General features: G+C 64.5%; 5 protein-coding genes. All 5 read left to right on the plus strand.

The window, feature by feature from the left end; all coding sequences use genetic code 11:
* Positions 1-34: 34 nt before the first annotated feature.
* Positions 35-919, plus strand: a complete 885-nt coding sequence (gene mreC / locus HY30_RS19270) for a rod shape-determining protein MreC (protein WP_051615280.1) — start codon at positions 35-37, stop codon at positions 917-919.
* Complete coding sequence (locus tag HY30_RS09995) at positions 919-1470, plus strand: hypothetical protein (protein ID WP_034739781.1); 552 nt, start codon at positions 919-921, stop codon at positions 1468-1470. The genes mreC and HY30_RS09995 overlap by 1 nt, the downstream gene beginning before the upstream one ends.
* Entirely contained in the window at positions 1467-3398 is a 1932-nt protein-coding gene (gene mrdA, locus HY30_RS10000) for a penicillin-binding protein 2 (RefSeq protein WP_034739783.1), read from the plus strand. Before HY30_RS09995 ends, mrdA begins: the two co-directional genes overlap by 4 nt.
* The gene (gene rodA / locus HY30_RS10005) at positions 3395-4600 is read left to right on the plus strand and encodes a rod shape-determining protein RodA (RefSeq protein ID WP_241765690.1); all 1206 of its coding nucleotides are present in this window, start codon (positions 3395-3397) and stop codon (positions 4598-4600) included. The genes mrdA and rodA overlap by 4 nt, the downstream gene beginning before the upstream one ends.
* A gap of 81 nt (positions 4601-4681) precedes the next feature.
* Positions 4682-6097: a sodium-dependent transporter gene (locus tag HY30_RS10010; RefSeq protein WP_034739786.1), complete on the plus strand. Its 1416-nt coding sequence runs from the start codon at positions 4682-4684 to the stop codon at positions 6095-6097.
* Positions 6098-6220 lie beyond the last annotated feature (123 nt).

A 6220-nucleotide genomic window follows, 5' to 3' on the forward strand; every position in this document is an offset into this window, starting at 1 on the left:
AACGGGCAGAAAAAACGGCAAGGAAACAGGGCGAATGGCACGCCTAAGCCGATCAGGACAAAAACCGAAACAGCGCTCAGCCAAGCGACTGATTCTCTTTGTCTTGATTTTCGGTGCCGGCGCGCTCGTCGTGGCCCAGTCCGCCCCGCAGATCCGTCACATATTCGATCCCGTCCGCACCATGGCTGGCGACCAGCTTGGCGGCGGCGACAGTATCAGCCTCTGGGCCCGCATGACCGGTCAGGTCGCGCGCGAGCGCCGTATCAAGGATCTCGAAGCCGAAGTGCGTGAACTCTCGCGCTACAAGGCCGCCGCGATTTCCATGGCCGAGCGCCTCGAAGCCTATGAGCAGATCCTGAACCTGATGGGAGAACCACCTGTGCGCGGCGTCACCGCGCGCGTCACGGCTGAAAGCGACGGTCCGTTCGCCCAGACGCTGCTCGCCAATGCGGGCCGCGCACAGGGCGTTGATCCCGGTGCCATCGCCCTCAATGAGGGTGGCCTTGTCGGCCGTGTCATCCAGCTCGGCGAGCATTCCTCGCGTATCCTCCTGATTACGGATTTCAACAGCCGCGTGCCGGTCATGGGCGAAGTCAGCGGCGTACGCGCCATCCTGTTCGGTGGCCGCGATGGCCTCGGCAGCCTGACGGACATGCCCGAACGCAGCGGCTTCATTGAAGGCGAACGCATTCTCACCTCGGCCGAAGGCGGCGCGTTTCCGCGCGGCCTGATCGTCGGCGAGGCCCGCATGCAGGGCGGCGACTGGCGCGTGAAATATGGCATGGCACGCCGTGCAGGCGGCTATGTCCAGATGATCCCGCCACCGCTGATCGAGACGCCCATTGCGATCGAGGAAATCCCGGCCTCTGATGAAGTGGCGCCTGAACAGGCGAGCGCTGCCCAGGGGGTGCGCCAGTAATGGCTAACCGCAAATCCGGCCGGCCGCGCAAGAGCATCTGGTCCAGTACCGGGCCAACCCCGCGCCTGCTGTTCGGCGCCTTTGCCATCGCCGCCATCGGCCTGCTCGGCCTCACACCCAAGACACTGTTCGGCCTGTCCATCGCCTGGCCCTATGCGGCCCTCTGGGGGGCTGTTGGCTGGGGCCGTGTCGGCATGTCATTGCGGCCCATGGTGCTGCTCATCGCCTTCGGCCTGATCCAGGATATCAGCTTCAACGCGCCGCTCGGCTGTTTCGTCATCGTGAACCTGGTCGTCTATGGTTTCAGCGCGTGGATTGCGGGCATGTTCGACGTGATGAACGAGCCGCTCGTCGCCGTCATCGCGCCGGTCCTGCAATTCATTTCCGGTTTCCTCGTGCTCTGGCTGATGGCCAGCGCGCTGGAGGATCATGCCGTGCGGGCCACACCACTGTTCGCTGCCTTCCTTACTACCGGCGTCATCTATGCGGCCTGCCATCGCCTGTTCGACCTTGGCCGCGCGCCCGGTGAATCCGTGGGGCAGGCGACATGAGCCGTAACCGCAGCATCGAGGACGATTTCACCCGCCGCATGATCATCGCGGCCGGCGCAGGCGGTGTCGTCTGGGCCGGTCTGGTCGCGCGCCTTTTCCAGCTCCAGGTGCTGGAGCGCGAGAAATACCAGGCCGCTGCAGAGGACAACCATATCAAGCTGGCGCTCGCGCCGCCGCAACGGGGCCGCATCCTTGACCGGTTCGGCAAGCCGCTCGCCTCGCATCGCCGCGCGGGGCGCGTTTCCATCGTGCCGGAACAGACGCGCGATCCGGCCCACACGCTTGCTCAGGTCGCTGCCCTGATCGACCTCTCGGACGAGCGCATTGAGCGACTGGCCGGCGAGATCACCGCCAGCCGCCGCCGCAACGCGGGCTTCGTCCCGGTCGTTGTCGCCAATGAGCTGACCTATGAAGACTTTGCGCGCATGAACGTGCATGCCGCCGAGATCCCCGGCGTACAGGTCGAGATGGCGCTGACGCGGTCCTATCCGCGCGGACGCGACTTTGCCCACGTGCTCGGCTATGTCGCCCGCGCCAGCCAGGACGATCTGGAACGCCTCTCCGTGGGGATGGAAGCGGACGAGGCCAAGCGTCTCGAAAAGCTGTTCCGCCACCCCGACATGCGCACCGGCCGGCAGGGCATGGAGCGCTTCGCCGAGGAATACCTGCGCGGCAAGCCGGGCTTCCGCAAGCTGGTCACCAATGCCCATGGCCGGGTCATTGAGGAAATCCCGGACGACCGCTTCGCGCCCGTTCCCGGCAAGGACCTCTACATCACCATCGATTCCGATCTCCAGCGCGCCGTGATCGAGCGCTTCGGCGAGGAGAGCGGCGCTGCCGTAATGATCCAGGTCGATACCGGCGACGTCCTCGCCATGGTGTCGACGCCGGCCTTCGACCCGAATGATTTCGTCAACGGCATTTCCGGCACCGCCTATGCCGAACTGCGCGACAATCCGCGCTCGCCGCTCTATCCGCGTGCGCATGGCGGTGTTTACCCGCCGGGCTCCACGTTCAAGATGGTCGTCGCCACCGCCGCGCTGGAATCCGGCGCCGTCAAGCCGACGGACCGCGTCAACTGCAATGGCTATTACCATTTCGGCAACCGTACCTGGCACTGCTGGAAGAAGGGCGGCCACGGCTCGATGGACATGCACAATGGCATCAAGCATTCGTGCGACGTCTATTTCTACGACATTGCGCGCCGCACGGGCGTTGAGGCCATTGCCGCCGCAGCGCGCAAGTTCGGCTTCGGCGAGGCCTGGACGCTCGGCATGACCGGCGCCCGGGGCGGCCTCGTGCCGGACCCCGAATGGAAACAACGGGTCATGGGCGAGCCATGGTATGAAGGCGAAACGCTGAACTTCGGTATCGGCCAGGGCCAGCTCGGCGTTACGCCGCTCCAGCTTTCGCTGATGACGGCCCGCATCGCCGCCGAAGGGCGCAGTCTGAAACCGCATCTTGTCGGCCTCGGCCCGCAATCGGAAGAGGACGGCATCCTCGACCAGCCGCTCGACAAGGACATTATCGATATCATGCGCTCCGGCATGTATGGCGTGACCTCGGAAGGCGGCGGCACGGCTTATCGTTCGGGCGATCTGGGCCTTGGTGGCCCCCGCATGGCCGGCAAGTCCGGCACCGCGCAGGTGCGCCGCATCTCGAAGGCCGAGCGCGACAAGGGCATCCGCAAAGGTCTCAATATCGAGCGCGAACTGCGCGACCATGCGCTCTTCGTGGCCTTCGCCCCTGCGGACAATCCGAAATATGCCTGCGCGGTCGTGGTCGAGCATGGCGAGAGCGGCTCGGGTGCCGCCGCGCCCATGGCGCGCGATATCCTGCGCTTTGCCATCGAGAATGATAGCGGCCGCAAGCCCGCCTATGGCCAGACGGCCTCCGTCACGCCCGCAGGGCAGGGAGAGCCGACATGAGCCGCGACGGCTATACCGGTTTCAGCCGCGGCGAAGCGCGCACCCGCACGGCCACCTCGCTCAATTTCGAGACAATGGGCCCGCTGCGCCGGCTCGTGAAACTGCCCTGGGGGTTCATCCTCCTGATTATCGCCATGGCGCTCACCGGCGTCGCGATGCTCTATTCCTCCGCCTATACCAATCCGAACGAGCATAATCTCTGGTATCTCCAGCTCACGCGCTTCGGCATTTCCTTCGTGATGATGCTCGTGCTCGCCATGCTGCCGCTCTCCTGGTGGCGCACGCTGGCTTTGCCGGCCTATGCCTTCACCGTCCTCCTGCTGGTCCTCGTCATCGTGATGGGCGTGACGGGCGGCGGCGCCCAGCGCTGGCTGCAGGTCGGGCCCGTCGCTGTCCAGCCGTCCGAGTTCGCCAAGCTCGCCACCACCATGGCGCTCGCCTGGTATTACGACCGCGTGATCACGCCGACCTCGGGCCGCGTCCTGATCCACCTCGGCGCCCTCGCCATCATGATCATCCCGGCAGCCCTCATCTTCAAGCAGCCGGACTTTGGCACAACGCTCGCGCTCATAGCATCCGCCGGGGTCATCATCTTCCTCGCGGGCCTGTCGATGCGCGTCATTCTCGTCGGCATCCTCGCGGGCATCGCCTCCGTTCCCGGCATCTATTTCGTGCTGGCGGATTACCAGCGCGAGCGCGTCGACACATTCCTCGCCCAGCTCTCGGGTCATGCCACCAATGCGCTCGGTGAGAGCTACCAGATCGAGCAGGGCCTCATCGCCATTGGCGGCGGCGGCGTGAACGGCAAGGGCTTCCTGCAAGGCATCCAGTCCCAGCAGGATTATGTGCCCGAACAGCATACCGACTTCATCCTCACCGTGATCGGCGAGGAATTCGGCTTCATCGGCACGACGGCCCTGCTGCTCGGCTTTGCCGTGATACTCGGCTGGGCCTTCTATTCCGCCTCGCAATCGCAGAGCTGGTTTGGCCGGCTTGCCTCGGCGGGCGCGGCCGCGACGGTCGCCTTCTATATCGTGTTCAATGTCGGGATGGTGATCGGCCTCCTGCCGGTGGTCGGCATGCCGCTCCCGCTCATTTCCTATGGCGGCACCGCCATGCTCACGACGATGGCCTGTTTCGGGCTGATCCTGTCGGCGCATATGCACAGGGACGAAAAGCTCTCCTCGACGGGCATCATTTGACCCGCTAACAGACCCTGCAATTGATTTTCATGCCGCGACCGCTACGGTTGCGTGAAACAAATTACCCCGGGGAGAGGGCATATGGCAGGCATTGGCCGCAAGACAGACAAATGGGGCTCACGCTTCGGATTCATCATGGCGGCGGTTGGCTCGTCAGTCGGTCTCGGCAATTTCTGGCGCTTTCCCTATACGGCGGGCGAAGAAGGCGGCGGCGCCTTCATCCTGATCTACATCATGTGCGTCCTGCTGATCGGCCTGCCGCTGCTGATGGCGGAATATGCCATGGGCCGCAAATCCGGCATGTCGGCCGTTGAAGGCATCCAGTCGCTCGCCCGCGCCGAAAGCCGCAGCCAGAACTGGGGCATCGCGCCTTGGATCGGCACGCTCACGGCCTTCTTCATCCTGTCCTTCTATGTCGTCATCTCGGCCTGGCTGATCGCCTTCCTGATCCAGTCCTTCGGCGGCTTCGACGGCATGGATGCCGCCGCCTCCGGCCAGAACTTTGCCGACACGATCGGGCAGGGCGAACACCCCCTCCGCTCGAAATGGTACATTCTCTTTCTGCTCGCCTGCTTCATCGGCGCGAACGCGTTCGTCGTCGGACGCGGTATCAAGGGCGGCATCGAGAAGGCCTCCTCCATCCTGATGCCGGCCTTCTTCGTCATGCTGATCGTCGTCGTCGGCTTCTCGGTCACCAATGGGGATACGGCCCGCGCAGCCGCCTTCATCCTCCAGCCGAAATGGGAAGATGTCGGCTTCGGCACCTTCCTCGCCGGCATCGGCCAGGCCTTCTTCTCCATCGGTGTCGGCGTCGGCCTGATGATCACCTATGGCGCCTATCTCTCCAAGGATACCGACATCACCCGTTCGTCCCTCATCGTCGTCGGCTCCGACACGCTGGTCGCGCTGATCGCGGGCTTTGCCATCTTCCCGATCGTCTTCGCTGCTGGCCTCGACCCGGCAGGTGGCCCCAGCCTCTTCTTCATCTCGATGCCGGTCGCCTTCGGCGCCATTCCGGGTGGCGCGATCTTCGCCTCGGTCTTCTTCGCGCTTGCGCTGTTTGCGGCCTTCACCTCGTCCATCTCGCTGATGGAAGTGGGCGTGTCATGGCTTGAGGAACGCCAGGGCGTCACGCGTCTCGGCGCGGCCTGCGGCCTGGGCTTTGCCCTGTTCATGATCGGCGCGGCCTATGTCTTCTCGCTCGAATATCTCGACTTCATGGACTTCATGACAGAAGGCCTGCTGCTGCCGCTCGGCGGCCTGCTGACGGTCATATTCGCGGGCTGGGTGCTCAGCCGCGAGATGCTGACATCGGAACTCGGCGAAGGCACGGTCATGAATCTCTGGCGCTTCGTCATGCGCTGGTTCGTGCCACCCTTCGTCGGAATCATCCTGATCTTCGGCTTCATGGACAAGATTCAGGACCAGTACCACGTGCCGTTGCCCGGCGCCCTGACCCTGCTGCTCGGCCCCAACTGGGTCCCGCCGGTCGAGTAGCGCCTTATCCTCCCCTGCGTAGCGGGGAAGGTGGCGCAGGCTGAAAGCCTGTGACGGAGGGGAGACTTATCCCACCCCCAACCACCCCGGCGTATAATGCCGCCGATGCCCGAGTTCAGCCTC

It is taken from the genome of Hyphomonas chukchiensis, from assembly GCF_000682695.1.
Classification (GTDB): Bacteria; Pseudomonadota; Alphaproteobacteria; order Caulobacterales; family Hyphomonadaceae; genus Hyphomonas; species Hyphomonas chukchiensis.

Bases quoted from the DNA above. Each gene is read 5' to 3' on its own strand.
- mreC (WP_051615280.1), top strand. From the start codon at position 35: ATGGCACGCCTAAGCCGATCAGGACAAAAACCGAAACAGCGCTCAGCC.
- HY30_RS09995 (WP_034739781.1), top strand. From the start codon at position 919: ATGGCTAACCGCAAATCCGGCCGGCCGCGCAAGAGCATCTGGTCCAGT.
- mrdA (WP_034739783.1), top strand. From the start codon at position 1,467: ATGAGCCGTAACCGCAGCATCGAGGACGATTTCACCCGCCGCATGATC.
- rodA (WP_241765690.1), top strand. From the start codon at position 3,395: ATGAGCCGCGACGGCTATACCGGTTTCAGCCGCGGCGAAGCGCGCACC.
- HY30_RS10010 (WP_034739786.1), top strand. From the start codon at position 4,682: ATGGCAGGCATTGGCCGCAAGACAGACAAATGGGGCTCACGCTTCGGA.